We start from the raw sequence: 865 nt of genomic DNA on the forward strand, positions 1-865 counted from the left end.
AGGGGTTCCTCCTCCAAGAGGACTCTAAAGCCAGTATCCGACTGAAGTCGGAGGGGTTCCTCCTCCAAGAGGACTCTTAATAATGAATATATAATTTCTCCTTTTTCGATAATGGCTCATTATAGATTGATGACTTTAATGATACTATTCATGGAATCGACGGCGCTTATTTGTGTAGCTTTAACTGTAAATTGGATACGATTTAAATAATACGATTCAAATCACTCCCTGATAGCCCCTTATATCAAACTCGAATGTCGGGTCTTGCGTGTAATTTGTGTGTAATCAGGCACGGAATTACACGGAAATTCCCGGTATATTGCGGATAGCGAAATTCGTTTAAAGTCTCATAACTAACTGAATATAGGCGATTATGGTATTCCACGGTATCGCCCGGAATTCCAGAAGGGGAGACTGAAAATCGCAGTGTCGGCGGTTCGATCCCGTCCCCGGGCACCAGTAGCCCTTCCGCAGCCATCCACCATCATCCAGAAAATGCCTGATTTCAGGTAATTATGACGGTATATCTTCCGGGCGCGACCGCACCGATCCGTTGCAAGCTTTTGAATTTGACGGTATCTTGTCGGTACAAAATCCCGACAAGGAGCATATACCGTCATGCTCACAGATACCGCGATCCGCCGACTCAAGCCGCAGGCCAAGCCCTACAAGGTGGGAGATGGGCAAGGCCCTTTATCTACTGGTGCGTCCTAATGGCGGCCGATATTGGCGAATGGACTATCGCCATGACGGTAAGCGAGCACATTGGCACTGGGTGTTTACCCTGACTGTTGATTACCGCTGAGAGTTGACCCGGGATTTTCATCGAGAAGTGACCCTAGTATTTGTATGTCCCGCGATGCGG

General features: G+C 47.6%; 1 tRNA gene. It reads left to right on the forward strand.

Annotated elements, in window-relative coordinates:
- The first annotated feature begins 391 nt into the window (after positions 1-391).
- A tRNA-Phe gene (locus L3X40_RS21995) sits at positions 392-459 on the forward strand.
- Positions 460-865: the final 406 nt, after the last annotated feature.

Source organism: Rhizorhapis sp. SPR117, assembly GCF_021742065.1.